Source organism: Vibrio astriarenae, from assembly GCF_010587385.1.
In the GTDB taxonomy this organism is placed as follows: Bacteria; Pseudomonadota; Gammaproteobacteria; order Enterobacterales; family Vibrionaceae; genus Vibrio; species Vibrio astriarenae.
Genome location: NZ_CP047475.1, coordinates 1,095,049 through 1,120,586, shown reverse-complemented (window position 1 = coordinate 1,120,586; position 25,538 = coordinate 1,095,049). Strand labels below are relative to the sequence as shown.

Sequence of the window (25,538 nt, the reverse complement as noted above, 5' to 3'; positions counted from 1 at the left end):
GGTTATACAGTGTTTTTATTCTTCATAAAAAGGCGCTGAGTCCACTTTCAGTGATTTGGGAGATACTGCTTTGACGATCTTGTGGGACGACCCTTTGAGGTCAAGGTAGGTCACTTCAACATACCTCTGATACTTGTTGGAGTAGAAGCACTTAATCACTGGCTTGAGGGGCTCGGATTGATTGGAGGTCCAGACAATACCTACGCGCCCATCGCTGAGCTCCACTAATGAGCCCACAGGATACATCCCGATGCAGTTGATAAACTTGTAAACCAGCTCTCTGTCTAAGTGGTCGGGAGTCAGCGATAGCAAAATTTTAAACGCCTCAGCAGAGCTCATGCCCGATTTGTAGCAACGATCTGCGGTCAAAGCATCATAGATATCAACGATACTACTCATTCGACCCACTGTCGGAAGCTGGTCTTCGCGCAAACCGTTTGGATAACCCGTACCATCCAATTTTTCATGGTGCATCAAACACACATCTCGGCTTACTGAGCTCAATCCACGAACACCGTGGATGATATCCTGACCATAGACTTGATGTAGCTTCATGTGTTCAAACTCTTCAGCGGTTAGTTTTCCTGGTTTATGCAGAACCTTATCATCAACTTTGACTTTACCTACATCATGAATAATGCCGCCAATAGCAAGTGATTTGAGTGTTTCGCTGTCCATTTTCAAGTGCTTACCAAACGTAACAAGCAAGCACGCCACGTTCACTGAATGCTCTAGCAAATAGCTGTCTTTACTGCGCAAAGCAGAGACACAGTGCAATGCATCAGAATCGACTAAGGCAACTTCGATCAGCTCATCCGCCCAATCATCAATTTCTTCCACATCAAGAGGCTGACTATTAAATGTAACGTTCAACAGGCGCTGAGCGAGTGTTTTTGCCTCTTTAATTAACTTCTTAGCTTTCTTTTGTTGTGAGGCGCGAGAATAGCGGCGAGGAGCTCGCTTTGGCTCTGTACTATCTTGAGTAGCAGGGGCAGGTTCAACACCTGGGTCTTCTGTGATTGGTTTAAAAACACAATTAGTTTCAGATAGGCTTTGATCAACATAAACATACTTAATATCGTTAGTTTTTAAACGCTCGATGCCCGACTGATTCGATACTCGGCCTGCGTTAGACAAGTTGATACGTTTGCTATTTTCGATACCGGTGACAAACATGCCGGTAGAAAGATCTTCTATTGCAATCTTTATTGATTCTTCAGGTTTATACAGCATTCTAAATAGTGTTCATGTGTTACCGACGTCTAACGTAAGCGCTATGTAAATGTGTAATAGGCAGAAGTATTCCCCTAAAACGAACAAGCAATAGCTTCCGAACTTTAACGAATGGTATTTTCCACATTTATATTGATATTAATCAGCCACTAAGCCATTAGAACCAGTGAACTGATAAATGACTGTGAACTTATTCGGGGAGATTATCACTTAAATGTAATAACTACCAATAAGTTCTTACCAAGAAAATGAGATCTAGCTGGCAATACACCGAAGGTATTATATGTACTTAAACTTTAGTATTTGTAGTCTGTTGGGGAATTTCAATACTTGAACGTTACTAAACTATGTCGTGTAACAGTAGTGCCAATTAAAGCAACAGCAATATCAATGATTTTTACAAGGGAAGAAATGGGAAGATATGAGAGATGAAAAATAAAAAGCGGCCTCAAACGAGACCGCTAAAAACAGAATAAACAATAATTTAAGCTGTTTTATAGATAACTTTGTTACCTGCTAGTTGCTCTTTCACGACTAGGTTTTCTTCAAGAAGCTTTTTAAGCGCACCTGTCGCCCAAGAAGCCGCTTTAGCATCTTCTTGACCCGCAGCTAGACCAATACCTTTAGGGTTAATACCTTCAGCATTCTTAGCAACGATGTCGAAAACTTGTTGTTGTTTAGGAGTCAGTGAAACGTTTGATGCCACTTTAGGTTGTGCGACTTCTTTTACGACAGCTTTTGCTGGTGCTTCTTTCACTGGCGCTACTTTTTTAGCAGACGCAACGTTCGCTACAGTTGCTTTGATGTGTTTTTGTAGCTTCGCTTGTACCTTACGCTTGTGAGCTAGTCTCATTAAATTGTCTCCAATTCACTGCATCTTGCAGTGGTCAAAAATGAATAGCGCGTTTTATACCAAAAAAAATGGGAGATTTGTAGGGTAGTGAGTTGAATTGCTGCTAATTGCAGCAAAGTAACCCCATTTCATTAACAACAACTGTATCTATACTCAGTGAATTGATCTTCTTTTTACCATAAACGGTAGAAAAATTTATTAGCTTCTAAACTTACACTAGATGGTGAGCAGGTAAAAAGTATGAAGACAATGCACCTCAGTAATCGAGAAAAAATAACTCAGTCAATGGTCTTAAAGCTTGTCGCCATAATGATTGGCTTGGCCCTGCTATTTCTTTTTCTAGCCGCTCCAAGTATTAATACCGCGCTCATCTCTTTGTTTGTGGCGGTTATTGCCGTCGGTATGACATACCATATTATGCGTAAAGCCTATAATGGCTTCACTCTGACTCCAACCCATCTTCAGCAGCATCGCGTGAAAGGTGGCTGGGTACTCTCTTGGCACAATATTGAACGCATTGGCCAGTGTGAAGAAGACGTCGATGGGTGGCGTCGTCCCCTCCCCTGGATAGGTATTAAAATCAGGGACTACAGCCCCTTTGTCGAGTCTATTTGTCCGCGTCTTGCGGTCGAGCTGTTAATGGAGCAAAGGGCGCTTTTGTATGTTGGTGTGGCAAGTAAAAACAGGGAAAAGTTTCAGGACTTAGTCTTAGACTCAAAACACTACCAAGTTGGAGGGCGCGTATTTAAGGGCTTACAAGCAACGGTAGCCAATAGAATGGATCATATGCGCGCAGCCTACGGCTATGACATTTTTATCGCTGAAGGGGATTTAGACAGGCCGCTAGAAGAGTTCATAGGCCTGTCACGTCGCTACCTTGCGTCAGCGGATTCTATTGAAAGAGGTCAACGCAAAGACACGGAGGTTTAAAACATCGGCATTTCATCGGCGACAAAGGGGTTGGTTTTTCTTTCGTAACCGAATGTCGATTCAGGCCCATGTCCTGGGACGAAACGGACGTCATTGCCCAAAGGCCAAAGCTTCTCTTTAATAGACGTAATCAACGTATTGAAGTCACCCTGTGGGAAATCAGTGCGGCCGATGGCACCGTTAAAAAGAACATCACCAACAAACGCCAATTTCGCTTCTTCGCTGAACAATACTACATGGCCAGGGGTATGACCTGGTGTATGTATCACATTCAATGTTTGCTCACCGAAAGTGACATTGTCACCATCATCAAGCCATTGGTTTGGTTCAAACGCTTCAGTCAGAGGAAATCCAAACATTTGGCTTTGCCCTTCTAAACCTTGTAGCCAGAAGTTATCTGCTTTATGTGGACCCACAATTTCAATATCACCCAGCGCTCTCGCAAGTGGTTCAGTACCACCAACGTGGTCAAGGTGTCCATGTGTCAGCACGAGACGCTCAACAGTCACACCTAACTCCTGAATTAGCATTTCTAACTGTTTTACGTCACCACCTGGGTCGATAACCACCCCTTTCATGGTTTCGTCACACCACACAATAGAGCAATTTTGAGAAAAAGAAGTGACGGGAACCACTTGATATTTGAGGGACATAACTCACCTGTATTTGTCATAGTCTATAGCTCGACAGACTATGACATTTACCCACAAGTTTGACAATGATTAAGGTACTGGAGTTACTGCAACGAGTTCAAGCGTCCTGGGATTGCTCGCTAGATAAGGCGAATCAAGATCGTAGATATCATCGCGGTAATGTACCTCTCCGTTCTCTAACCAGGCCGTTTGATAGATGATGAATACAGGAATCTGCTGATTGAAACGGATATGCTTGTTAGAGCGAGCTGTACTGAGGCGATCACGCTCTATACCCTGGTAGTCTAGCAGTACTTCAGCAAACTCTTCTGCATTCTCTACACGGATACAACCAGAACTGAATGCTCGTACGTCTTGGTTGAACAAGCTTTTACTCGGTGTATCGTGTAAATAAATCGCTCTTGCATTGGGCGTATTAAACTTATACAAACCGAGAGCGTTTTTGTATCCAGACTGCTGACGCATCCGGTATGGGAAGGCTCGAGGATTGATCACTGCCCAATCAATGCTATCGGCTGGCACAATTCGTTTTGAGGTCCAGCTTTCAATGATATCAATGCCTTGCCGTTGGAGATAAGTTGGATCGCGTTTAACCTTAGGAATGATATCTTCGACCATAATCTTCCAGGGGATGTTCCAAGTCGGATTGAGCACGACCGATTGCATGTTGGTCTGCATAACGGGCGTCGGACGTCGTAGCTTACCCACTACCACTTTTGACTCGAAAACCTGTTCCCCTGAATGAGAGTAGCTCATTTCGAAACTTGGCACGTTCACAGTAACTTGTGTGGTATTGCCTTGATTCCATAATCGAGAACGTTCCACGTTGAGTGCAAGTTTTGTCATACGGTAGCGAGGTGACACGTTAAACCACTTCGTCGTTTTGGGGCCGATCACACCGTCTTGTTTCAGTCCATGGATTCGCTGAAACTCAAGCACTGCAGCCTCTAAACTCTCATCATACCAATCTAAACCTAAATCGATGTTTGATGTATCCACCGCGGCCATAGAAATGCGTTGAATGATAATGTCACGCTCAGGTAACAGATCCCCAGTTCTTTTAAGGCCGTCATAACCGACGAGAGATACCGACTGTGAAAGGTGATAACGTAAGTCGTTAAGGGCAATATCAATATCATCGTAGGCGCTGTGTGGCGCGCGATAATGTTCGATAAACTGTGATAGTGCATTCATCTCGATCGCACGACTTAGCGAAGTCAGGGATTCCTTACTAGGCTCCGTCGTTTGCACCAGCATGGGTGATTCATAAAACCACTCTTTGCCTTTCTCAGGAACACTCTCCACGTAGCTGACATACAACAGCAACGTATCGATCGCCATAAGATCATAAGCAGTCCAGTTTTCATCGCTGGCAAACTGCTGCAATCTTTCTGCTCGCTGACCGATCAGGGGGCTCACTCCGGAAAGCGCTACGAGGTTTACCTGCTCCTCAAACAGCATACGATCATCTGGATTGATCCAAAACTGCTTATGATCGCGCTCAAGCTTAGCAACCAACGAAGGGTAGACTAACTCCAGTCCTTCAACATAAATCGGCTCAACCGACGCCTCTAAAACCGGGTCTATGGGCTCTATTTCCACTGCGTTTGCGTGGAGCGTCATTAAGGCTAATGCGCACCCTGTTATTATTTTCATACATTCGACTCCCCCGAACTCAATGTATTAGACAAGTATGGCAAAGATAGAAATGAATGCTGTATTAAACTTTAGAAACCCTAACCTAAAAACGGTATAAAGATCCTTGGAAGATCCTAAGGTCTTTATATCATACAGTTAGCGTATTTTAACTACCCTTTCATGAGAGTTTTACGACTGAACAATCGCCATATGGCTGCCTGATTTCTCACATTTTGCAAAAGTTTCAGTAAGAGTAGTTTAGGTAAGTCAAAGGGAGAATCAAAAAAAACGCACCACGTTAAGTGATGCGTTTTTATCGGGGAAACTGATTACACAGAAAGGTTGTGTTTTCCGTGAGACACTTTTGCTTTCAAGTAGTCTTCATTACCAGACTTTACGTGTGCAGAGGTGTTCACCACTTCCGCTATCTCAATGCCGTTTTCTTGAAGCTCTCTGATTTTCTTTGGATTGTTTGTCACTAAACGAATCTTTGTAACACCGAGAGCTTGCAGCATCTGTGCAGCCTCTGTGAAATCACGAAGATCATCGCCAAAGCCAAGGTGGTTGTTCGCTTCATAGGTGTTCATACCTTCGCTTTGCAAGCGATAAGCATCAATTTTGTTGTAAAGTCCAATACCGCGACCCTCTTGACGCAAATACAGGATAATCCCGCCACTTTCACCCATCATATTGATGGTTTCGTCCAACTGCTCACCACAGTCACAGCGAGAAGAGTGAAAAACATCTCCAGTCAGACACTCAGAGTGCATTCTCACTAACGGCAGTTCCTGGCTTTGATCAGCCTGCTTGAAAATGACCGCGACATGCTCTTTTTCGGTTTTTAGACCATGGAAGGATAAAATCTCAGCTTCAATATCGCTTTTTTGACCGACTTTAAAATTCACTCTGGCTCGAACTTCCGCCATAACTCTCTCTCTAGTAATTTCCGCAATGAGGGCACGTTGCTGCTGTCATTGGCACTATATCTCCATATATGGGGGCAATAGTTTCAAAGTTCAATAGCAATCGTGTGATAGCCCACACTCAAATTGTTATAATATAACAATTGTAATCAAAGACACGCTAAATACCAATACAAAAATACATTGGAAGCATACAGGGAAAGCAAATGTACGTTTTACAGTACAGTCGATGGGCTAGCAGGGGTTTAATAGACCGATATTGTGGGTGGTTATTAAGATATTGGATATTTTAGGTGTAAATTAGTCTTTATGGCGCCGTTGGCAGCTGATTTTTCTTCCAGACATTAAGCTGAACCCAAGCGGTTTCGAGTTCCAGAAGTTCTTCAGCGGTGAGCAAAGAGAGGGTAGGCGCTGAGTGAGGTAGTGTTTTTGATTGTGATGCGCTCAGCTGACTATAAAAGTCTTTTTTCAATTGAGAGATCAACGTTTCCACGACATACACCTGTAGAGAAGTAAATTAAAAGTCCATTCCTAATTCCTGCTCAGAATATCAGACTGAATACTAATTGCACGAGTTATCTTGTAAAATGTTGTGAATATGAGGGACTACTTCAAATTATTTTCTATTACGGCCTTACCTATACATCTAATTGCACTTATGAATATTCTAAATCAAGATTAAACGATCTGTCGGTTTACGTTATCAATTAATGTCGACCCTCATAATGAGGGCCGAAACCTATTATCTACGCTTACCAAGCTTCACGGTGCCATCTTCCTGGAACCACAGAGCTTGATCGCGTTTTTTACCAATCAAAATCGGACCATCATCATAGAATAAAAAGTTCTTCCAATGCTTTTTAAAAACTGCCCACTTAGTTTCTAATACATTGTACTTTTCATAGCAGAAATAAATCGTCACATCGTCTTGCCAATCAATATGTTGCGTAAGAGCTTCCGGCAGGTCTATTTCATCTGACTCCCACTCTGACATCCAGCTAATTGATTCCGACCAGTTACTGTCTTTCATTGGCCAATCTTGAGAACTAAATCTCGCTGCATCGGGACTCGTCGCACTCACCTGCTCCTTCCAAAGCTGTGCGGCCCTTGCCTGCGACATGGGTTTAATTAACTCCAAATCAGCTTCTGGTACTGGCATAGACTGATGAGTGAAAATCCATTTACGACTGTATTCGTTGATTGAGATATATGACATAAGTTTAATCCGCCTTTAACCAACCTTCAGACACCGCATTTTCAACGATTTGCTGCGCTTTATCCCACAACGCTTGAGAGCCATCTTCAATGCGGCGATTCACTTTGAGTACCTGCTCTTTATGCACTCCGTGCTCTTTCCAGCTTTGACCCTGATTGTGATGATTTAAAAGCATCGGAATAATACGATCGAGCGCTTTTGCGTATTTAGCATCTGCCGATTTCGCCGCTTCAAATTCGCGCCAAATAGCAAATAGCTCTTCGCCTTGCTCCTCTGGGAGCATGCCGAATAAGCGCTGCGCGCACTCTAGCTCTTTTTGCTCTTGTTCCAAGGAGGCAACAGCGTCATAAATAAAGGTGTCACCAGCGTCAATTTCGACAATATCATGCAGCAGTAGCATTTTAATCACACGACTTAGATCTACAGGCTCATTTGCATGCTCTTCAAACAACACCGCCATTAGCGCCACATGCCAGCTATGTTCAGCACTATTTTCTAGTCGCCCATCCGCACTTTTTACGCGAGTTCGACGCAATACTGACTTTAGCTGGTCCAATTCCATCAGCAGTGCTAATTGCTTTTCTAGTCTCTGCGACATATTAATCTCTCTTTTTCCAACTAGGCTTGATGATCGCGGTCAAAATATGATCTTCCCACTGACCATCAATTAAAATATATTCCGAGGCAAAGCCTTCTTTTTTAAACCCAACACGCTGTAACACAGCTGCACTTTTATCATTATGGGGCATGTAAGCTGCATTAACTCGGTGCATATTCTGTGCTTCAAACATGAATTGCACAGCAATACTGAGTGCTTTGGTCATTATTCCCCGCCCTAAACAGCACTCCGACAATGAATAACCGACGTTACAGCTATGAACAGGGAATCGAGTAACGTTACTGAAAGAAACCGTCCCCATCATCTCGTCTGTTTTCGGGTCAACTATCAGTAAATAGAAGCCCAAACCCAGACGGTGCAGCTCTTGAAGTTTGATCAGTTTTCGTTGCCACCCATCTTCAGTGTAAAAAGCCGGCTCTCGCTGCGGCTCCCATGGTTTTAGAAACTCTCGGTTACGCACAAAATAGTCACTAATGAGCCGAGCATCAGCTATGTTTGCCGTTCGCAAAACAAATCCCTCTCCTGCTCGATACATTTCTCCTAACACCTTGAAAAGTCCTATTGTTTGCGAATGCTGTAATCGCGCAATTTATTTGCAATGGATGTGTGGGAGACGTCCAAGCGTTTAGCTAGCTTTCGACTTGAAGGATAGGTTTGGAAGAGATGCTCCAAGATCTGCGCTTCATAGTGTTTCATTATCTCATCTAACGAACCGTCGAGTTGCTGACTGTTAAACGATGCAGGTAACTTCTCATTGCTTGGCAACTCAAAGCTATCAGAGGCCAGCTCATCACCCTCAAGCTGGGTCAAGGCTCGTAACACCATATTATCTAACTGACGCATGTTCCCAGGCCAATGGTACGTAGACAGTTGACTAATTAACTCTGATGTCCACTTTGGAATCATCATATTCATGCTGTGAGCATGCTTGGCGACGAAGAGCTCCATAAGAGGGGCAATGTCACTCGCCCGCTCACGTAGCGGTGGAATATTAAGTGTCAAAACATTCAGGCGATAATACAAGTCCTCGCGGAAACTGCCTGCCTCAGCTAGGTCGGAGAGGTTATGACGTGTTGAAGCGATCACTCTGACGTCTACATGCATCTCTTTCTCTTCACCGACTCGGCGGAAAGTCCCATCTTGTAGAAGACGCAGCAGCTTAATCTGAATATGTGGGCTCATTTCGCCAATTTCATCAAGAAATACTGTACCGCCGTCAGCTTGCTCAAAGATACCTTTGTGGCCGTTTTCGTCATTAAATGAACCTGGCGCATTACCAAAGAGCTCTGTTTCAGCAACATCATCAGGCATCGACGCACAGCTTAATACTAGGAATGGCTCAGAGGAACGATGAGAACGAGTGTGGCAGGCACGAGCCAGCATCTCTTTACCCGTGCCTGTCTCCCCCTCAATCAATAGAGGCTGGTCAAGCATTGCGAGTTTCTTTGCTTGCTGAATGAGGGCTTTGTGACGATTTGAGATACCAACAAAGTGTTCAAAACCAAGCTCTTGGGTTGGGCTAAGAATATCCGAGTTATGCGACACGTCAGCCGCTGGGCGTAAAGCCAATACCGCACTGACTAAGGTTTGCTCTTTATCATCACCGGTCACAAATACTGGCATCAACTCAACGATGTAGTCCAAGCCATTGTGCACTACATTTTCTCTAACGCGTGTACGTTGGCCATCTAACCAGTCTTGAAAAGCAAAATTCGGTAACAGTTGGGAAATAGAACGGCCAACTATCGTATCGGATTCACTGCAGAAAAGCGCATTGGCCGCATGGTTAGCAGTATCCACATTGCCTTTTAAATCAACGGAAACGACTGGCGACGGTAAACTATCAAGCACGGCGGCCAGTTCAAAGTTTTGCCGCTCCATTGGCATGAATTGAATTTTTCGTACATCTTTAACACCGGAAATACGGCGAATCTCAGTCATCAGTTCGCTAAAAGTATCAAAGTCGATATCTGGACAGTTAAGGTAAATAATCCCAGTTACATCAATCTCGATTCCGCGTAAATCAATACTGCGTTTCGCCAATATATCCAGCAGTTCACGAGTCAAACCTAAGCGATCTTCACAAAAGACTTCTAGACGCACGAAATAATCCTATCAAATGGTGTCACGAAAAGTTGACAGTAGTTTCGCCCACCCGCTCTAACGCGTCAAGAACAGTCGTCTGTTACCTCATTAAATTGGTCACTTCATCGTCAATGCAGCTACTTTTGATACGATTTGCTTACGAATGCTGCCGAGTGTTACGCGTCGTTCTGCATGCCAAGGTGTTGGCCGTAAGAGTTCGATGGACTTAAGGCCCAATCTAGCGGTCAAAATACCGATGCCTAAGCCTTGCCCAGCTCTCACGGAGAGCTTTCCTGCTAAGTCCATCGACATCATATCCATTGATGCGTCAATAGCGAGTTCGCTGGCACCCGCTGCGGCCATATTAACGAAGACCAAGCGCAACAGGCGTATGCGCGACCAGTAGCCAAGTTCAATACCATATACCTCACACAGCGCATTGATCATTCGGATGTTGCGCCATACCACCAGCAGCATATCTGCCGTAGCCAATGGGCTAATCGCAACAAGGCCAGCGGATTCAGTGGCATGCTTTGTCACCACCTTAACCGCTTGTTTATCTAGCTGAGAAACCACGAGTGCATCATAAAGCTCAATAATCTCAGCATCGCTGTGAGTTGGCTGTACTTGATTTTTCCACTTCTCATATGGCGCGTATTCATCGGTAATGCCGCTCGCTTTGGCTAAATTGCGGCAAAAATCGATGCCCTTACCCACTGAATTGTCTGCCAACAGCTGCTCTGTTTGCTCTTGCACTGAAAAGTGCCCCTTCAAGCGACGCAACTTAATGAACTCTTTCGCTAGCGTTACCCCACCAAATGTACTGACTGCTGCGATAAAGCCACTCCAACCAAGAGTGAGCCAATCACTCGTTATTAAAGCCGTTGAGATATTGTCCACCAATTGCCAGCCAACTAAGCCCGCAAACGTCACACCACCCGCTAACCACCATTTTGAACTCCGTTGACTTGGGCGAATGATACCTTCAAGCTCTTCAGCCGCGTTATTATCTTCTGTGACTAAGATCTCCGCTGGAACAAATTTTTCACTCGATGAGAATTGTTGAGACTGTTCAAACAGAGCCTCTGTCTCTTTAGCATTCACTTCGTCAGCTTCACGATAAATCGCTTTAGGTTGATGTTCATTCATCGCAGTTTGTCTCCTAGTACATACTCAATGACTTTATCCATGCGAATGTGAGGCAGAGGTTGATGGTCAGCCAATGGCTCCGGCCTGAAAGCAGTAAAGTCAAACCTGTATTTTTGCCAGAAGCTACTTTCAGGCAGTGACTTGGGTACACTTCCTGGGAAAACCGTCATGCTTTCCCCTTCCATTGAGGTGCCTTTAAGCACGCTCTTCATCTTGCCTTCAGCGTATACGTGTCCTGCCTGCGTTGCCTGAATGGACGCGATACTCATGCACTGCATGTCGATGTGTTCAAATGCCGCTTGCTGCCAGACTTTATGAATCATTTTTTGTAGCAACGAAACGAGAGGTGTGTGCTGCTCCGGTGTTACATGGTCAGCTTTAGTCGCAGCAAACAATACCTTATCAATCTTTGGTGCGAAAAGTCGTGATAACAGACTAGAGCGACCATATTGGTAGCTCTGCATAATCTGCTCAAGTGCAAAGCGCATATCTTGGAAGCTCTCTCTTCCGCTATTTAGGGGTGATAGGCAGTCCACGAGCACAATTTGACGGTCGAACGACGAGAAATAGTCTTTGTAAAAGCGTTTTACGACGCTCGTTTGGTACTCTTTATAGCGTGAAATAAGCATATCGAGGTTGGATCCTTTGACAACAGAATCAAGATCGACGTTCTCAACAGGAAAAAACTGTAGCACCGGTGCGCCTTTTAAATCCCCAGGTAAAACAAAGCGTCCTGGCTGAACCCAGTGATAACCCGCTTGCTTACACTGTAATAAGTAGTCAGTGTATAACTCACTGACTCTCTGTAGCGCCGCTTCATTGGCTGGTGCGTTGAGATCGAGCTGCGTCCCCGCTTCCAACCATTGCTTTGCCAGAGCCTTACGGGCGTCAGTCAAAGCAACAGATTGTGTCTCACTCCAAACGTCAAAATCTTGCTCCAACAGAGGTAAGTCGAGCAACCACTCCCCTGGGTAGTCAACAATGTCGATGTGCAGTGTTGAAGTTTTTGAGATGAGTTTTCTCGCTTTGCTCTTAGGTCGATACTTCACTGCAAGGCGTATTTCACTGACATCACGAGTTGGTGTTGGCCAGTTGGGCACTTCTTGTGACAGCTGTTCAATGGCCTCATCATAAGCAAATCGAGGCACCATCAAATTGGTTTGAGGCTCACGCTTTGCACCAATCAAACGCCCCTCTTGAGCTGCACCGAGTAAAGGTAAGTTATCGTGCGTTGATATATTGAGGAACTGATTCACAAAGGAGGTGATAAATGCGGTCTTACCTGCCGTTGATAGGCCCGTCACCGCAACTCGGACATGCGCATCAAGACCACGATTAACTAAGTCAGACACTTCTCTTGTGATACTTCTCATATATTGTTTACACCTTAAGAGCAAAAAGCCCCGGATTATCCGAGGCTCATTCAAACAAACTGTCCGTGAAAAACTCGTGAATCAGTCTTCTTCTATCAGTTTGTAAATCACAAACAGTGCGATTTCAAGCAGAACAAACAGTCCACAGGTAAATGTGACATATTTTTCATTAAAAATACTGACGCCATGAAGAATCAAATCGTACCCAACAAAAAATAGCACGACTAAAGCGATAACGATTTGCAAAATTTGCACAAAACGTGGCATGGACTTCTCCCTAATTTTTCTCGTTTTTCCATAAACTTAGTGACACTAGTAAAACTAGACCACCCCAATAAAGCCCGCAAGTCCTATTGGGGTGTTATGCGTTAAGCATTCGCTTCAGCAATCTTCACTTTCCACGTATCTGGGCCAATTTGGTGTGCATTCGCACCACTAGAATCCACGGCAACCGTCACTGGCATATCTTCGACTTCAAACTCGTAAATCGCTTCCATACCAAGATCTTCAAAAGCAACCACGCGTGCTTTCTTAATTGCCTTGGCAACAAGGTAAGCGGCGCCACCGACAGCCATCAAGTACACTGACTTGTGCTGTTTGATCGATTCTACCGTCGCTGGGCCACGCTCTGCTTTACCTATCATGCCCATGATGCCTGTCTCTTCAAGCATCATATCGGTAAACTTATCCATACGAGTGGAGGTGGTTGGTCCTGCAGGGCCTACGGCTTCATCGCCTACCGCATCAACTGGGCCTACGTAGTAGATAAACTTGCCTTTTAGGTCAACACCGTCAGGTAAGCCTTCACCACTATCTAGCATCGTTTGAATGCGCTTATGTGCAGCGTCACGTCCTGTCAGCAGCTTGCCGCTGAGAAGCAGTGTTTCGCCGGTTTTCCACTCTTGAGCCTCTTCTTTAGTCACAGTATCAAGGTTCACACGGCGCGTATTCTCTCCAGCTTCCCAAGTGATATCTGGCCAATCTTCAAGTTTCGGTGGCTGAAGGTCTGCCGGACCCGTACCATCAAGCGTGAAATGCACGTGACGTGTTGCGGCACAGTTAGGAATCAAGCAAACCGGTTTTGAAGCAGCGTGCGTTGGCGCGGTTTTTATCTTGACGTCAACCACCGTCGTTAAACCACCAAGGCCTTGAGCGCCAATACCTAACTTGTTCACACGATTAAAAATATCCAAACGAAGCTCTTCTTCCGCATTTTGTGGGCCGCGGTCAATCAGCTCTTGAATATCGATATGCTCCATTAAGGATTCCTTGGCTAACACTGCCGCTTTTTCCGCTGTACCGCCAATACCGATGCCAAGCATGCCTGGGGGACACCAGCCCGCGCCCATAGTCGGTAGTGTTTTCTCTACCCACTCGGCAATATCATCGGATGGGTTCAGCATCACCATTTTGGTTTTGTTTTCACTACCCCCACCTTTAGCGGCAATTTGAATTTCAACTTCATTGCCGGGTATCATGTTGATGTGAACGACGGCTGGTGTGTTATCTTTGGTATTAATCCGCTTGCCTGCTGGGTCCATTAACACCGAGGCGCGTAGCGGGTTATCTGGGTTGGTGTAGGCTTGGCGAACACCTTCGTCAACCATCTGTTGAACCGTCATGTCGGTGTCGTCCCACTGAACACCCATACCCACATTAACGAAACAGGTTACGATGCCCGTATCTTGACAAATAGGACGGTGCCCCTCAGCAGACATGCGAGAGTTAATCAAAATTTGCGCAATCGCATCTTTCGCGGCTTGGCTCTCTTCTTTGTAATAGGCCTTTTCGAGCGCCTGAACGAAATCAAGCGGATGGTAGTAAGAAATGTATTGTAATGCGTCAGCAACACTGCTGATGACGTCTTTCCTTTTTATAACCGTCATTGCTTTCCTCTTGCTCAAGTGTTTTTGTCTTCAGTTAACGATTGGCGTTAAGTTTCTGAACACAATTATTTTTTCCTCATCATAACCACTATCGCTCAGAGCAACTAGATCACAGTGCACATATTCACGCCAGTCAGCCAAAAGATGGTGGTAATTTGAACTTTCTCCAATCAACTCGGCGCAATCGCTTGCCGTACACTTGCTATTACTCACTACATCAGGAAAAATTGCGCCTAATCTCGTTACCAGAAATCACCACCAAAATGTCAGCATCCACTGTATCACCGACCATTCACGCTATTGATTATCGTCCCACGCTCGCTAGCGATTTTTTCTCCAAAGTTGAGCAACAGCCATGGGCAATGCTCCTCCGCTCCGCATCAAAAGAGCATATCGATAGTCGCTTTGATATTTTAGTGGCCTCTCCCATCGCAACTATCACGACGATGGGTGATGAAAGTGTGGTTGATTCACCGACGGGTAAAACGACGAGCCTAGCCGATCCATTTGAGCTCATTCAGTCTCTTTGTGACCAGTACGTACCTCACATAGAAAGCGACACAGAACTGCCTTTTTTAGGTGGGGCACTGGGTTACTTCAGTTATGACCTAGGACGTCGAGTGGAGAGGATGCCCTGCATTGCAGAGAAAGATCTTGCCACGCCAGACATGGCTATTGGCATTTATGATTGGGCATTGATTGTCGATCACAAAGTTCAGGCTGCCTACATGGTGTCAGTTGACCCAGTTAAACAGCTGAACTGGCTTTCTACCCAGAAGGTCGGCTCAGTGAATGATTTCCAACTGACATCCGAATGGCAAAGTAACATGAGCGAACAAGCCTATGCGGATAAGTTTGCATCGATCCACGAATACTTGCTATCTGGTGATTGCTACCAAATTAATTTGGCGCAGCGCTGGAAAGCCAGCTATCAGGGCAGCGAGTGGCACGCGTATCAGAAGCTTGAGCAAGTCAATGGCGCGCCCTTTTCAGCTTTTATCCGCTTAGAAGAAAGTGCAATCGTCAGTATCTCGCCTGAACGCTTCATTCAGCTTAAAGATCGTGAAATCGAAACCAAACCCATCAAGGGTACCCGCCCACGTTTTGCTGATCCAGATTTAGATGCACAGTCTGCACAAGAGTTGGCCAATGCACCAAAAGATCAAGCTGAAAACTTGATGATCGTCGATCTATTGAGAAACGATATTGGCCGTGTTGCCAAGCCCGGCACCGTTAACGTACCAAAGCTCTTTGATATAGAGAGTTTCCCTGCGGTTCACCACCTAGTCAGTACCATTCGAGCGCAGTTAGATCAAGCATACAGCCCAAGCGAATTACTTCGTGCCTGTTTCCCTGGTGGGTCTATCACTGGCGCTCCTAAAGTGCGGGCAATGGAGATCATCGAAGAGCTTGAGCCTCATCGACGCAGTGCTTACTGCGGTAGTATCGGATACATCAGTCGCCACGGGCATATGGACACCAGCATCACGATAAGAACTCTCGTCGCCGAAGGCGGACACATTCATGCTTGGGCCGGCGGGGGTATCGTTGCTGACAGTGAATGCGCAAGCGAGTATCAAGAAACCTTCGACAAACTGAGTAAAATATTGCCTGTACTATAGTTAGATAAATCGATACAACAACATAACCGCTTCACAGGGAGAGAGATATGACCATAACGCGCCAAAAGCTAATGACGCATTTTAGTCTCTCCCCCCAACGCTACTACCATCCTCAATCACTAGGTCGACTTGCCTCACTGCCAACCGAAGCTTTCCGGCCAGCAGCGGTTCTCATTGGCTTTATTGAGCGCCCAACAGGCATTTCGGTTATTCTCACCAAACGCTCTGAGCACCTGCGACATCATCCAGGTCAAATTAGCTTTCCCGGAGGAAAGCAAGATCCCACCGATGCCTCACTCACCGATACCGCACTGCGAGAAACCGAAGAAGAGATCGGTATCTCAAGAGAGTTAATTACCACCTTCGGCACGCTACCTCCGTTACCAACCATCAGTCAGTTTAATGTCACCCCTATCCTTGCTTTTATCGACCCAAATCATCAACTGCTGATTAATCGTGATGAAGTCGCTGAAGTCGTTGAAGTTCCAGTGGCAAAACTGCTCAAACCCGGGGCTTTAAAAACCACGACATTCACGTTAAAAAACACTCACCACCGACTGTTTGGCATTAGCTACAAGAATCATTTCATCTGGGGTGTCACCGGACAAATCCTGCATAACCTTGCACTACACCTCTCTTTTATAGATGAGCGAAATACGTAGCGATAATTCATAAAATCATAGGCTTACAAGTACACCATCCTGGTATTATTGTATTACATGAAAAGAAATCGTTTGCTTAACTTTATTTTACTGCGCTCAAATTAACACAGAGACTTAATAAGTTTTTCTAATACCTAAATACAGCATTACTCATACTGTAGCACGTGAAAACATGACCTAAAGCAACTTTTGCAATAACACTGAAATAGCCTCAACAATTGTGTGATCTAGATCTATTAAATTTGCAATTTATCGTTGCAGAATTGCCGCGATTATTTCCTGTTCCCAAAATAATGAGTAATCCTAACAATGACTATTTCTACAAATACAGCAACGGCTGTACAAACCAGTAAGTTCACTTATAAAGACTTTACTTGGTGTCTTTCCCTTTTCGGTACCGCAGTAGGTGCGGGTGTTCTATTCCTGCCAATCCGTGCTGGTGCTGGTGGTTTCTGGACACTTGCGATGCTTGCTTTAATTGCGTTCCCAATGACTTGGTTCGCCCACAAGTCTCTTGCTCGTTTTGTTCTTTCAGCGAAGAACCCGAATGCTGACATCAGTGAAACCGTGGAAGAGCACTTTGGTAAGACTGGCGCAAACCTCATCACTTTTGCTTACTTCTTTGCCATCTACCCAATCGTGCTTATCTACGGTGTTGGTATTACGAACACTGTGGACTCTTTCCTTGTCAACCAGATGGGTATGGAATCTATCCCACGCCCTCTTCTTTCAGGTGCGTTGATTGCGATGATGACCGCAGGCATCCTGTTTGGTAAAGAGCTGATGCTGAAAGCAACGTCTGCGTTGGTTTACCCGCTAGTCATCATCCTACTTGCGCTCTCTTTCTACCTTATCCCTGATTGGAATACATCAATGATGTCTGTTAGCCCAGACTGGAGCTCAATGCCATCAATGATCTGGCTGGCACTTCCAATGATCGTATTCTCATTCAACCACAGCCCAATCATCAGCCAGTTCACTAAAGAGCAGCGCCTAGCACACGGTGATAACGCGGTTAAGAAAACTGACGCGATTACTGGCGGTGCAGCGATGATGCTGATGGGCTTTGTTATGTTCTTCGTATTCTCAGTCGTTCTTTCTCTGTCTCCAGAGCAACTCGCAGAAGCGCAAGCGCAAAACATCAGTGTTTTGTCTTACCTAGCGAACATCCACGAATCACCACTTATCTCAACACTTGGTCCTATCGTTGCTTTCGCTGCCATCACTTCAAGCTACTTTGGTCACTTCCTTGGTGCTCAAGAGGGTCTAGTCGGCTTGGTGAAGTCTCGCTCTAGCATGCCGGAGAGCAAAATTGAAAAAGGCGCCCTTATCTTCATCGTGCTAACAACTTGGGCTGTTGCGATCATCAACCCAGATATCCTTGGCATGATTGAAGACCTTGGCGCTCCAATGATTGCAGCAATCCTATTCTTGCTACCTATCTACGCGATGAATAAAGTGCCAGCAATGGCGAAACTTAAGACGTCAAAAGCAGCACAAATCTTCACTGCTATCTGTGGTCTAGCTGCCGTAACATCTGCAATTAACGGTATTTTCTAATCTTCTCATTAGATTGAATTCGATATAAACTACCGCCCTTCAATTGGCCCCTGTAGTGGGGCCATTTTTATTCGAGGTTGAACATGATTAGTGTTTTCGATGTCTATAAAATCGGTGTTGGCCCTTCTAGCTCTCATACTGTAGGTCCAATGAAAGCGGGTAAAGAGTTTGTTGATGATCTGCGCTCAATGGAGAAGCTGCATTCCATCACCAAAATTACCGTTGATGTTTATGGCTCATTATCACTGACAGGGAAAGGTCACCACACAGATATCGCTATCATTATGGGCTTAGGAGGAAACAGCCCAGAGAGCGTAGATATAGATTCAATTCCAGGCTTTATTGCTCAGGTTGAAGAGACAGAGCAACTGCCACTGGCTCACGGAAGCCATACCGTCGACTTCCCTCGTGAAGGTGGTATGAACTTCCATACGTCAAACCTTTCTCTACACGAGAATGGAATGCAGATTCACGCATGGGCGGGCGAAGAACTCGCTTACTCGAAAACTTACTACTCGATTGGTGGCGGCTTTATTGTCGACGAGGAGAACTTTGGTAAGACCGAAGAGAACCCTATTCAAGTCCCTTATGCCTTCAACTCTGCGGAATCACTTGTCGCTCAGTGTAAAGAGAGTGGCCTATCTATCAGTGGATTAGTGATGCACAACGAACGTGCTCTTCACTCTGAAGAGACGATTCGCACTAGTTACGCAAACATTTGGCAAACCATGCACGAATGTATGGAGCGTGGTATGAATACAGAAGGTATTCTACCTGGTCCACTGCGCGTTCCGCGTCGTGCTTCAGCGCTTCGCCAGCAGTTATTAACCAGCGAAAAAACCAGCACTGACCCTATGGCTGTCGTCGACTGGGTTAACATGTTTGCTTTTGCGGTGAATGAAGAAAATGCAGCAGGCGGTCGTGTTGTCACTGCACCAACAAACGGTGCTTGCGGGATTATTCCTGCAGTATTGGCTTACTATGACAAATTCATCCAGCCTGTAACCGAGAAAGATTACACACGTTACTTTGCCGCTTCTGGTGCTATTGGTTCTCTATACAAGATGAACGCATCTATCTCCGGTGCAGAGGTTGGCTGTCAGGGTGAAGTTGGCGTAGCGTGTTCGATGGCAGCAGCTGGCCTTTCAGAGCTGATGGGTGGTAGCCCTGAGCAAGTATGTATGGCGGCTGAAATCGCAATGGAGCACAATCTAGGTTTGACGTGCGACCCGGTAGCTGGCCAAGTGCAAGTACCATGTATTGAGCGTAATGGCATTGCCGCAGTAAAAGCGATCAACTCGACACGAATGGCAATGCGTCGTTCGTCTGATCCGCGAGTTTCCCTCGATAAGGTTATCGAAACCATGTTAGAGACGGGTAAAGACATGAACGCTAAATACCGTGAGACGTCTCAAGGTGGATTAGCCATTAAAGTGATTTGCTAACGCATGATCGAAAAGAGCAGCTCCGACTGCTCTTTTTATACGTCCATAACGCACCGCTAATCGTAGTCACGGTAGTTGTACTGATATTGATAATTAACCTGTGGCTGATAGCCTTGAAGCCCATCCTCACCAACAACGGTGTTTATTGAAATATCCGATTTGGTAATTTTAAATGAACGATTGTCTACAGTAACAACACGAGTGCGCTGTGATTTACTCAGTTCAAAAGACGATTGATTGAGTAGATCAGTCAGCAGCATCTCTCCATCCTTCGCTGCCGCTTCCTTAGTTTCAGCTACCTGGCCTTTAATCATATCTGTGCTCACCTGCGTAGCATATCTCGCATTGGCATAAACACTGGTAGAAATCGCCGCCACCAACAATGTGGTACCTATTGTCGTTCCCTTCATGTAAGCCTCCATAATATGGCTGAGAGTCAGTTTCTCGTTCGATTGCCCTTCTAGTTAAGTACAAAATATAGACAGGCATGTTTAGCTTACGAAAGCGCAATGTAAAAGTGCAGCAAATTAATTTGTTTTAATAATTCTTTACTTTTTTGAACCAAAAAAGCGCTAACCAAAGATTAGCGCTTGAGATTCAAGTCATTTCTCGGGTTGGCTTGAGATTACTTAACCTTTTTAAGCGTGCTTGAATCCGTGTGTGCAAATTGGTTTCCGTAGATATCAAGACCTGTGCTTTGCGTGTAAGTTAAGGTCTCTTCATCAAACTGAATGTTCATCGTAAATGAGGTTGTTGAAGCGTTCTCGGTCATGTAATTAGACTCTGCTATCCCTCTGCCTGACGCGACCAAAGTCATACTATCACCCGCAGCACCCTCAGCGGTCACACACGTCGTACGTGGAACGCAGAAAGAGTTGTACACGATCTGGTTTTCAGCGTCATAGATAAAGTAACCACGCTGGTCGTGGAACTTAGAGTCATCCGATTTACGAAACACCTCTTGCTTATAGTAAAGCGCAACGAGTGTCTGATCACTGGCGTTCACCGCATCGGCCGCAACTTCAAACGTCATGGTTTCATAGAACGGGGTGACTGCCGGGCCACCCTTACCGACATCAGATCCTTCCTGTCCCGGAGAGATGTCGACACCACCAGCATCGACTGACTGCCAAGTGCCCACTAGCTTAGCAAGAGGTCCAAAATCAAGTCCATCAATCACGGTGTGATCGGCGATGGCTGGCGCTGCAATAATTGAAGAGAGTGCTACTGTTATTAAAGATTTGGTTTTCATCATGATTTTACTTCCATTTATTATTTTTGCTGACTGTGATGACAAAGCGATTAGCCCCGTCACTGACTTCAACTTTAAGCAAATAGAAGCGGTGGATTTTTGCTCAGGATCAAGCAAGACCAAACAATAACATCTTGTTACATAGTAAACACAACGCATAAAAAAACCACAGTCATTACTGTGGTTTTGCTTTGCCTATTAGGGTGAGTCGCTTTACTTTTTCAGCAAGGTCACTAACGAGTTTTCAAAGCACTCTAAACGCCAACTTCTCATTACGTCTGGCGTACGCTCTGCTGCCATATCATGATCTTTAACCCAACGGATAAACTGATTGAGCTGCTTTTTCGACGCTAAAAACTCTGTTGCTAATCCGACGTTAGAGCTGACCTTCTTAACCTGGTCTTTAAGCAGTTTAAACTCTTGCTTGTAACCTGGGAGATCAACCACACGGGTAATCGGCGCAGGGTAGTCTTCTTGAGGTGTCTTTTGTGCTTTTTTGACGATGTGGACAATCTTCTCACCATGACGGCGAATTGAGCGCGGATCGATGCCCATCTTCTCCATTGTTTTGGTCGATGTGACACCTTGGCTGGCAATATCGAGTAACTCGTTCTCTTTAAATACAAAATTAAGTGCTAAGTCACGCTTAACGGCTTCCTTGTAACGCCATGCTGCAAGAGGCTGTAATACCGCAAGTTGTCTTGGCTTTAGCTGCCATGCACCTTTGATGTCGCGATACAATTTAGTGATATCGATGTTTTTAATGCGCTTGAGAGCCAATGACGCTGACTCCTCAAGTGCTGCGGACTCCCAAGGCGTTTCGGCTAATTTATCCACTAAAATGTCGTGTAAAGGCCAAAGGTAGTGAACGTCCGCAGCGGCATAATCTAACTGCTTGGCTGTCAATGGACGTGCTGTCCAATCTGCTCGAGACTCCGATTTATCCAGCTCAACACCCAAATATTCATTGACTAGACTTGCAAACCCCGTCGATAGGCCATGACCAAGGAAAGCGGCCATAATTTGCGTATCCACCATTGGAGTCGGTAGACAACCAAGATCGTTTTGGAATACCTCAAGGTCTTCACCACATGCGTGTAGAACTTTGAGTACAGATTCATCAGCAAGTAGTTCAGCCAATGGCGTCAAATCACTCAGCTCAAGGGGGTCTATCAGTGATAACTGCTCACCATCAAACAGCTGCACTAAACCAAGTTTAGGGAAGTAAGAACGAATACGAACAAACTCAGTATCCAACATTACCTTCTCCGCTTGGCGTGCGGCTTCACAAACTGAAACCAGCGCTTCTTGACTCTTTATGATTTGGTATTTCACTCAAAATTCTCTTATTTAGGGGGCAGTAACAATAAAAATGCCAGCATTTAGCTGGCATTTTATCAAAACGAATCGCGAATTACGCTGACTCTTTTTTCGCTAACTCAGCATCATTCTCTTCGCGAAGGACGCGACGGAGGATCTTACCTACGTTAGTCTTTGGTAAGTCATCTTTGAACTCGACCAGTTTAGGTACTTTGTACCCGGTCAAGTGTTCGCGACAGTGTGCGATCACTTCTTCTTTGGTCAGGCTAGGATCACGTTTCACAACATAGATCTTAACCAATTCACCTGACACTTCATGAGGCTGACCAATCGCTGCAACTTCAAGTACCTTACCGTGCAGTGCCACCACGTCTTCAATTTCGTTCGGATAAACGTTAAAGCCAGAAACCAAAATCATGTCTTTCTTGCGGTCAACGATGTGCAAAAAGCCATCTTCATCGAACTTAACGATATCACCTGTGGATAGCCAACCTTCACTGTTGATCACTTCTTTGGTCGCTTCCGGGCGTTGCCAGTAGCCTTGCATCACTTGTGGACCACGCACTTGCAGCTCACCCACCTCAGTGTTTGTTAGTGGGTTGCCCTCTTCATCGACGATGCGAACTTCAGTCGACGGCACAGGTAGGCCAATAGAACCGTTATACTCAACAAGATCATGCGGGTAAGCGGCCACCAGTGGAGAACACTCGGTTAGACCATAGCCTTCTAGTAAGTAACAGCCTGTCGTCTTTTGCCAGCTCTCAGCGACTGCACGCTGCACGGCCATACCGCCTCCGACAGCAAGACGCAGATTGCTAAAATCTAACTCGTGGAAATCTTCGTTATTGACTAATGCATTAAACAGGGTATTTACGCCCGTAATTGCGGTGAATGGGTGCTGCTTAAGCTCTTTGATGAAACCTGGAATATCACGAGGGTTAGTGATGAGGAGGTTACGACCGCCCATTTCTACGAACAGTAGACAGTTAACCGTAAGCGCAAAAACGTGATACAGCGGCAATGCGGTAACAACCAGCTCACGGCCTTCTGATAGTACCGGGCCATAGGCACCTTTTGCCTGCATAACGTTGGCAATCATATTGCGGTGAGTCAAGATAGCGCCTTTTGCTACCCCCGTAGTACCACCAGTATATTGCAAGAATGCAATGTCATCACCCGACATAAACGGTTTCACATACTGCAGGCGACGACCTTTATGCAACGCCTGACGCATAGAAATAGCCCCTGGCAGGTTGTATTTCGGTACCATGCCTTTGACGTACTTCACAACGAAATCGACGATCGTCCCTTTTGCACGCGGAAGCATTTGCCCAAGACTAGTCAGAACGACGTGCTTGATCGGTGTTTTATCGACGACTTGTTCTAGCGTGTTTGCAAAGTTTGAAACAATAACAATCGCTTTTGCATCAGCATCATTAAGCTGGTGCTCAAGCTCTCGCGGAGTGTACAGTGGGTTAACGTTGACCGCGATCATACCTGCTCTCAGCACACCAAATAGTGCCACTGGATATTGCAGCAGGTTTGGCATCATCAAAGCGACGCGGTCACCCTTCTTCAGCTTTAGCTCATTCTGTAAGTAGGCAGCAAACGCTCGGCTGCGCTCTTCTAACTTACGGAACGTCATCACTGAACCCATATTCATAAATGCGGGTTGGTCAGCGTATTTTTGAACAGACTGCTCAAACATTTCGACCAGAGATGCGTATTGGTCAGGGTTGATGTTCTCGGGTACGTCGCTTGGGTAGCGAGAAAGCCAAGGTTTATCCACGTGAAAACTCCTCGTTATTGAATCAGCTGTTATCATTATCGCGCTATTACACCATAGCGTAGGATGGAGAGCACGAATCACTCAAACAACTGTTTAAATTTTGTTAACTAAGCCACTAATTATGTGCGCAACCTGCTTAGGTTGTTCTAAATGGCAATGGTGCCCGCCGTCTATTGTCACTACCTGATCGTTTGCTAGATAACTCATCCATTGAGATTTGAGCGTTTGATAACCCTGACTTCCTAAAATTAACGTCCACGGACAGTATATGTTCTCTACTATTGCCTGAGCATGTTCGGGAGACATCCGATAAATCGATTCCGCGAGTAAGCGTCTATCATGTCGCCAAAAACAGCGCCCCTCTCGCTCAACCGTACCGCGCTGTACAATGGGCGTGATAAGTTCATAAGCTAACTGATTTGCTCGGGTGCGCTTCGCTAGCGCGACCTCAAAACTTGCCATACTCTTTAAAGACTTTTGGCGAATACGCTGTCGACTGACGATGGCATTACGAATGCGCTGTGGGTGATTTTCTGCCGATTCAGCCATTGGCATGAAACCTTCAATTTGAACCAAACCAACCACGAGCTCAGGAAAGGCGGCACTATAGCAACTTGCAAGCAAAGCACCAAGAGAATGCCCTACAATCAAACACCTATTTGCTGATAACTTAGACAATAGTTGCGAAATATCGTCTAAGTATTCATGAAATCCATAGCTTTGCCCTAATAATTTATGGTCTGACCAGCCATGACCGGGCAGATCAACAGCGATGTAGCGAGTATTTGGCTGTAATTGCATCAACTCAGTGATGACTGAATCAAAACTTGCTGAGTTATCTAACCAACCATGCAGGAACACAATGGTTTGCTCAACGCTCTTTGAAGCAACAGGTTGGTAATCGCGATAAGCCAAATCGCCCCAATCAAGGGATACATTTGCCTCTTCAACACTAAACGACACAACGCATCCTTTCATTGCAATTGGGAAGGAAATAATTAGACAGTGGCAGTGCTAAATATAAACATCGACACCTAGCATTTGAGACAGCTCGTCGCGGCGAGCTTGGTTCATCACATTCATGTACTCTTCCATCGCTTTGCGGCCACGCCCCTCAGGTAAGTCATACTGAACACGAGCACGATGTAAGTCAGACTCGTTAATATCACGAATAGAGTGAGAAACCGCATTGGCCACTTTCGTAGGTTGACCAACCGCTGTCTTACCTTGAGACTTCTGAACTTGCTTATTGTTCTTAGCCTTATCAATTCGACGATTGTTGGGTATCGACGAAGGGGGTAAACCACCAATGGAAACCATCTGTACCTCT

The 25,538-nt window shown here is 45.4% G+C and carries 26 protein-coding genes; 6 read left to right on the top strand and 20 right to left on the bottom strand.

From position 1 onward, the window contains the following. Positions 1-15: 15 nt before the first annotated feature. Entirely contained in the window at positions 16-1,233 is a 1,218-nt protein-coding gene (locus GT360_RS05390; RefSeq protein WP_164647882.1) for a cyclic di-GMP phosphodiesterase, read from the bottom strand. A 484-nt stretch (positions 1,234-1,717) separates the two neighbouring features. After that, positions 1,718-2,086: a MarR family transcriptional regulator gene (locus GT360_RS05385; RefSeq protein WP_164647880.1), complete on the bottom strand. Its 369-nt coding sequence runs from the start codon at positions 2,084-2,086 to the stop codon at positions 1,718-1,720. A gap of 240 nt (positions 2,087-2,326) precedes the next feature. Between GT360_RS05385 and GT360_RS05380 the strand changes: the two genes are divergently transcribed. Further along, a complete protein-coding gene (locus GT360_RS05380; protein ID WP_164647879.1) occupies positions 2,327-3,016 on the top strand; it encodes a DUF2982 domain-containing protein in 690 nt (229 codons plus the stop codon). On the opposite strand, the gene GT360_RS05375 is transcribed toward GT360_RS05380, so the two are convergent. From GT360_RS05375 to GT360_RS05320, 12 genes are all read right to left on the bottom strand, one after another. Further along, positions 3,013-3,669 (bottom strand): MBL fold metallo-hydrolase, encoded by a 657-nt coding sequence (locus GT360_RS05375; protein WP_164647877.1) that lies wholly within the window; start codon positions 3,667-3,669, stop codon positions 3,013-3,015. The two genes, GT360_RS05380 and GT360_RS05375, sit on opposite strands and share 4 nt — an antisense overlap. A gap of 69 nt (positions 3,670-3,738) precedes the next feature. Beyond that, positions 3,739-5,325, bottom strand: a complete 1,587-nt coding sequence (locus GT360_RS05370) for a L,D-transpeptidase family protein (RefSeq protein ID WP_164647875.1) — start codon at positions 5,323-5,325, stop codon at positions 3,739-3,741. A 311-nt stretch (positions 5,326-5,636) separates the two neighbouring features. Next, positions 5,637-6,233 carry a GTP cyclohydrolase II gene (locus tag GT360_RS05365; protein ID WP_164647874.1) on the bottom strand — a complete coding sequence of 199 codons (597 nt, stop codon included), beginning with the start codon at positions 6,231-6,233 and terminating at the stop codon, positions 5,637-5,639. Between the two features lie 304 nt (positions 6,234-6,537). Continuing rightward, a complete protein-coding gene (locus GT360_RS05360) occupies positions 6,538-6,723 on the bottom strand; it encodes a hypothetical protein (protein WP_164647873.1) in 186 nt (61 codons plus the stop codon). Between the two features lie 249 nt (positions 6,724-6,972). Beyond that, a complete protein-coding gene (locus GT360_RS05355) occupies positions 6,973-7,446 on the bottom strand; it encodes a DUF2947 domain-containing protein (RefSeq protein WP_164647872.1) in 474 nt (157 codons plus the stop codon). Positions 7,447-7,450: 4 nt separating this feature from the next. Continuing rightward, positions 7,451-8,044, bottom strand: coding sequence for an HD domain-containing protein (locus GT360_RS05350; RefSeq protein WP_164647871.1), 594 nt, complete (start codon positions 8,042-8,044; stop codon positions 7,451-7,453). A gap of 1 nt (position 8,045) precedes the next feature. Beyond that, positions 8,046-8,600 carry a ribosomal protein S5-alanine N-acetyltransferase gene (rimJ, locus tag GT360_RS05345; protein ID WP_164649584.1) on the bottom strand — a complete coding sequence of 185 codons (555 nt, stop codon included), beginning with the start codon at positions 8,598-8,600 and terminating at the stop codon, positions 8,046-8,048. Between the two features lie 23 nt (positions 8,601-8,623). Next, a complete protein-coding gene (tyrR, locus tag GT360_RS05340) occupies positions 8,624-10,168 on the bottom strand; it encodes a transcriptional regulator TyrR (RefSeq protein WP_164647870.1) in 1,545 nt (514 codons plus the stop codon). 99 nt (positions 10,169-10,267) lie between these two features. Further along, positions 10,268-11,299 carry a YcjF family protein gene (locus GT360_RS05335; RefSeq protein WP_164647869.1) on the bottom strand — a complete coding sequence of 344 codons (1,032 nt, stop codon included), beginning with the start codon at positions 11,297-11,299 and terminating at the stop codon, positions 10,268-10,270. After that, positions 11,296-12,672, bottom strand: a complete 1,377-nt coding sequence (locus GT360_RS05330) for a YcjX family GTP-binding protein (RefSeq protein WP_164647868.1) — start codon at positions 12,670-12,672, stop codon at positions 11,296-11,298. Before GT360_RS05330 ends, GT360_RS05335 begins: the two co-directional genes overlap by 4 nt. 81 nt (positions 12,673-12,753) lie before the next feature. Continuing rightward, positions 12,754-12,939: a hypothetical protein gene (locus tag GT360_RS05325; RefSeq protein ID WP_164647867.1), complete on the bottom strand. Its 186-nt coding sequence runs from the start codon at positions 12,937-12,939 to the stop codon at positions 12,754-12,756. Positions 12,940-13,040: 101 nt separating this feature from the next. Continuing rightward, on the bottom strand, positions 13,041-14,558 hold the full coding sequence (locus GT360_RS05320; RefSeq protein WP_164647866.1) for a fumarate hydratase: 1,518 nt from the start codon (positions 14,556-14,558) through the stop codon (positions 13,041-13,043). Between the two features lie 263 nt (positions 14,559-14,821). Here GT360_RS05320 and pabB point away from each other — a divergent pair, with 263 nt between their 5' ends. The 4 genes from pabB (at position 14,822) to GT360_RS05300 (ending at position 19,847) form a co-directional block, all read left to right on the top strand. Next, entirely contained in the window at positions 14,822-16,180 is a 1,359-nt protein-coding gene (gene pabB, locus GT360_RS05315; protein WP_164647865.1) for an aminodeoxychorismate synthase component 1, read from the top strand. A 47-nt stretch (positions 16,181-16,227) separates the two neighbouring features. Next, positions 16,228-16,842, top strand: a complete 615-nt coding sequence (locus GT360_RS05310) for a CoA pyrophosphatase (protein ID WP_164647864.1) — start codon at positions 16,228-16,230, stop codon at positions 16,840-16,842. 309 nt (positions 16,843-17,151) lie between these two features. Beyond that, entirely contained in the window at positions 17,152-18,402 is a 1,251-nt protein-coding gene (locus tag GT360_RS05305; protein WP_164647863.1) for an aromatic amino acid transport family protein, read from the top strand. Positions 18,403-18,485: 83 nt separating this feature from the next. Next, positions 18,486-19,847 (top strand): L-serine ammonia-lyase, encoded by a 1,362-nt coding sequence (locus tag GT360_RS05300; protein WP_164647862.1) that lies wholly within the window; start codon positions 18,486-18,488, stop codon positions 19,845-19,847. Positions 19,848-19,903: 56 nt separating this feature from the next. On the opposite strand, the gene GT360_RS05295 is transcribed toward GT360_RS05300, so the two are convergent. Both GT360_RS05295 and GT360_RS05290 read right to left on the bottom strand, forming a co-directional pair. Next, positions 19,904-20,257 (bottom strand): DUF3316 domain-containing protein, encoded by a 354-nt coding sequence (locus GT360_RS05295; RefSeq protein ID WP_164647861.1) that lies wholly within the window; start codon positions 20,255-20,257, stop codon positions 19,904-19,906. A 215-nt stretch (positions 20,258-20,472) separates the two neighbouring features. Continuing rightward, positions 20,473-21,099, bottom strand: coding sequence for a heme-binding beta-barrel domain-containing protein (locus GT360_RS05290; RefSeq protein WP_164649583.1), 627 nt, complete (start codon positions 21,097-21,099; stop codon positions 20,473-20,475). Between the two features lies 1 nt (position 21,100). Here GT360_RS05290 and GT360_RS21975 point away from each other — a divergent pair, with 1 nt between their 5' ends. Continuing rightward, positions 21,101-21,229, top strand: a complete 129-nt coding sequence (locus GT360_RS21975) for a hypothetical protein (protein WP_275426972.1) — start codon at positions 21,101-21,103, stop codon at positions 21,227-21,229. 83 nt (positions 21,230-21,312) lie between these two features. On the opposite strand, the gene rnd is transcribed toward GT360_RS21975, so the two are convergent. The 4 genes from rnd to GT360_RS05270 all read right to left on the bottom strand — a co-directional run bounded on the left by rnd (position 21,313) and on the right by GT360_RS05270 (position 25,528). Next, positions 21,313-22,434, bottom strand: coding sequence for a ribonuclease D (gene rnd / locus GT360_RS05285; protein ID WP_164647860.1), 1,122 nt, complete (start codon positions 22,432-22,434; stop codon positions 21,313-21,315). Positions 22,435-22,513: 79 nt separating this feature from the next. Next, a complete protein-coding gene (gene fadD, locus GT360_RS05280) occupies positions 22,514-24,208 on the bottom strand; it encodes a long-chain-fatty-acid--CoA ligase FadD (RefSeq protein ID WP_164647859.1) in 1,695 nt (564 codons plus the stop codon). A gap of 93 nt (positions 24,209-24,301) precedes the next feature. Further along, positions 24,302-25,171: an alpha/beta fold hydrolase gene (locus GT360_RS05275; protein ID WP_239502589.1), complete on the bottom strand. Its 870-nt coding sequence runs from the start codon at positions 25,169-25,171 to the stop codon at positions 24,302-24,304. A 51-nt stretch (positions 25,172-25,222) separates the two neighbouring features. Continuing rightward, positions 25,223-25,528, bottom strand: a complete 306-nt coding sequence (locus GT360_RS05270; RefSeq protein ID WP_164647857.1) for a chromosome partitioning protein ParA — start codon at positions 25,526-25,528, stop codon at positions 25,223-25,225. Positions 25,529-25,538: the final 10 nt, after the last annotated feature.